A 3,489-nucleotide genomic window follows, 5' to 3' on the forward strand; every position below is an offset into this window, starting at 1 on the left:
TCCGCCGCCGCAGGCGCCGACCGGGCCCCCCGCGAGGGGTCCGCGGATGCCGGCACCACCCCGGCCACCGCGACGGCGGCATACCTTCCGGCGCATCGTCGCCGCGGTCGTCCTCCTCGGCTTGTTGTGGGTCGGCGGCACCGCGTGGGCGGTCAAGTCGACCTGGTCGGCGGTCGGCCGCGTGAAGTCCACGCCCGCGGCAGGTCATATCGCCGACACCGAGGGCCGCAACTATCTGATGGTCGGCTCCGACGGCCGCACCGACCTGACTGCGAAGGAACGCAACGAACTCGGCACCGGCTGGGCCGAGGGCGCCCGGACCGACTCGATCATGGTGTTGCACACCGGCGGCGGCGACCCCACGCTGTTGTCGATCCCCCGCGACTCCTACGTCGAGATCCCCGGGCACGGGATGAACAAGATCAATGCCGCCTTCAACACCGGCGGCCCGCCGCTGCTCGCCGAAACCGTCGAGAAGGTCACCGGGCTGCACCTGGACGGCTATATCGAGATCGGGTTCGGCGGCTTCGCCAAACTCGTCGACTCCGTCGGCGGGGTGCGGATGTGCCTGCCCAACGCGATCAACGACGACAAGGCGCACATCGACCTGCCGGCCGGGTGCCAGGTCCTCGACGGCAAGAACGCCTTGGGGTATGTGCGGATGCGCTATTCCGATCCCGAGGGCGATCTCGGGCGGGTCAAGCGGCAGCGCGCCTTCCTCGGTGCGCTGATGGGCAAACTGGCGACCCCCGCCAATCTCGCGTTGCCGTGGAAGCTGCACTCGGTCGGGACCTCCGGCGCCTCGGCGATCACCATCGGTGAAGGCGACAGTATGACGAGCACCGCCCGCGCCTTCCTCGGCCTGCGCGCCGTGGCCGGGGGCAAGGGCCAGTCGGTGACGGTGCCCGTCGCCAACCCCGGAGTCCCCACCGCGGTCGGGGAGGTCGTCGAGTGGGACGCCGCCAAGGCGCAAGCGTTGTTCACGGCCCTGCAGAACGACGACGACCTCCCCGCCGACCTGATCCCGGCCAAGTAGCGATTCGGCTCTCGAGGGCTGACGAGGTGGTGCGGCGCCCGGGGAGAGGCAGGGCGCCGCACCGATGGGGGGCGTCGGGAGAATCTCGTGGGGTCACCCGTTCCGGGGACCGCGAGCCGAGTTCGCCGGGTGCTTCAGCAGGGGCCGGCGGGCGTACTGCGCATGACGAGGTCGACCTTGCCCTGTGCCCCGCTGAGCCAGACGACCGCCTGCTTCTGATCGGCCGCGAAGAGGTACGCGCCGCCCTTGTCGCACGTCACCGGCACGGCGTTGCCGCCGGCCAGCGGCTTCTGGATGACCTCGGGGCTCGCGCCGAGCAACGACTTGGGTCGGATCTGGCTGAAGGCCGTCTCGGTTGCCTGGGCCATCAGGTTCGCCGGCCACAGCGTCGGCAGGTCAAGACGGTTGAGGATCCGCTTGCTGCTGAGGTTGCGGGGGCTGACGAACTCGGTCACCTCCGGCCCCAGGGGCCACTCGCGGTCCCCGTTGACATAGGACCAGACGACCTGACTCGTCAGGGCGGTCGGGATGAAGGTGGCGTCGACGTCCCCGGTGACGATGCGCTTCGTGGCGATGACCTTGAGGGTTGCCGCGTCCCGCACGACCAGGTCCTTCGCGGTCATCGGCCCCTGCACGTGGACCAAGGTGGTTCGGCTCAGGCTGGGGAAGTGGACGGCCACGTCACCGGGCTTGTCGAGTTCGCGGACCACGTTCGTGGCCAGGTCCTTGACATAGACCGAGATGTCCGGCTTGTCGTTCACGGTCGCCGAGTCTTGCCACGCGACGCGTCCACCTGCCACCGTCGGATAGACGTAGAAGTGGGAGGCATCGCTCCGGGCCAGCCAGGTGCCCTTCTTCGTGACGGTGTCATAGAGCCACACGCCGATCTCGTCCGCGGTCAGGCCCGTGGCGGCGACATATCGTCCGTCGACGGCGAGGTCACCGAGAGTGAAACCATCGGGCAGCGCGACGCGCTCGGTGCCGGTGCCGTCGGTGCGCCCGGTCTTGAACGCCGTCGGCCAGTTGCCGTACATGTCGATGTCGGCGAGCGCCCAGCGGCTCCCACCCGCGACCGGCGGGTACCAGTCCGTGAAGAAGGGCAGATCGGACAGCAGGGTGCGGTCGGCGTCGGTCCGGCCGGCGCGCTCCCAGCCGCGCACGATTCCACGCGAGTCGAAGGCCTTGGTGATCGCGGCCCGCTGGGCTGCTGTCAGGCCGAGATCGGCGGCTGCGGCGAGCGTGGCGTCCCGGCCGTCGGTGAAGGTCGACCAGGGGGTCATATAGGCGAACAAACCCCGGAAGACAACCCGGTCGGACAGGGACGGCCGCATCGCTCGGCGAATGTCCCAGAGCGCACCGCCGTAGATGGTCGCGTTGAGGTGTACCCCGCCGATGTCGGCCAGGGTGCCCGTGTAGTCGTTGACCGTGCGGCCGTCGTCGAGATTGCGGATGGCGCACTTGATCGGCGAGAGCGTCCGGCACAGGTCCTCACCGATCAGCCCGTTCCGGGGAGCCGTCATGGCGCTGGCCGATTGCCCGACATCGACCGCATTGCCGAAGTAGTCGGAATACGCCTCGCTCAGCGCACCGCTCTGGCTTTGGTAGATGAAGCCGGCCGTGTGATCGATGACCCCATGGCTCATCTCGTGGGCCACGACGTCGACGTCGGCGGACAGCGGCTTGTACTCGGCGTCCCCGAGGCCGATGACCATCTGGGTGCCGTCCCAGAAGGCGTTGACCATGTTCATGCCGGTGACATGGATCAGATCGCCGCCGTGGCCGTCGATACTGTTGCGTCCCAGGACATTCCGGTAGTAGTCGGCGGCCTTGGCCACGTCCAGATGCGCGTCGATGGTGCCGCGTTCGGTGTCGTCGGCGCCGAACGGCAACCGGGTCGCCTCCACCGGCAGCTGCTCGCCGATCTCGGTGAGGTACTGCGCCTGGATCGCCGGACCGTAGGGCTTGCGCGTGGTGTCAGTCAGGGTGAACAGCCCCCCGGCCTTGTCGGCATGGACCTTCACGGTCTGCCCCGCGAGGTTGCGTTCGGTCGAGATGACGTCGACGGTCTTGTGCCGGTCGACGGCGAGCAGGACGGCGCCGGTGCGGGCACCGACATAGACGTCGTGGACGCCGCCGGTGCGCGCGAGCGTGACGGTGACGTGCCGGGTCAGGGTCCCGGCTCCGAAGGGCAGGATGACCAGGTCGCCGGCCTTGGCGCTGACCCGCTCCCCCGGGAAGCGCTTCTCGGCCGCGTGGGTGACCACGCGTTCCAGGGCGGCGGCGCTCCAGGTGGGCGTGCGCGAGCCGGTCACCGCGGCGGTGCCATCGGTGGTGCCGCGCACGACATACGATCCGGAGTTGCCGGTCAGGCGGACGATGATCTGGCCGCCGAGGACGGGTATGCCGTCCACGCTCTGGGCGAGCCGCACCACCGAGCCGATGTCGTCGGTGTC

The 3,489-nt window shown here is 69.4% G+C and carries 2 protein-coding genes; one reads left to right on the forward strand and one right to left on the reverse strand.

Translation table 11 applies throughout. From position 1 onward, the window contains the following. Nucleotides 1-46: 46 nt before the first annotated feature. Nucleotides 47-1,036 carry an LCP family protein gene (locus tag BN11_RS13570; protein ID WP_083433752.1) on the forward strand — a complete coding sequence of 330 codons (990 nt, stop codon included), beginning with the start codon at nucleotides 47-49 and terminating at the stop codon, nucleotides 1,034-1,036. Nucleotides 1,037-1,170: 134 nt separating this feature from the next. Here BN11_RS13570 and BN11_RS13575 read toward each other — a convergent pair. Beyond that, the coding region (locus BN11_RS13575) for a M4 family metallopeptidase (protein ID WP_048698485.1) at nucleotides 1,171-3,489 on the reverse strand (2,319 nt) is incomplete at its 5' end.

It is taken from the genome of Nostocoides australiense Ben110, from assembly GCF_001050535.1.
Lineage (GTDB): Bacteria > Actinomycetota > Actinomycetes > Actinomycetales > Dermatophilaceae > Nostocoides_A > Nostocoides_A australiense.

Excerpts from the sequence above, each read along its gene's own strand:
- BN11_RS13570 (WP_083433752.1), top strand. The coding sequence starts at position 47 with ATGCCGGCACCACCCCGGCCACCGCGACGGCGGCATACCTTCCGGCGC.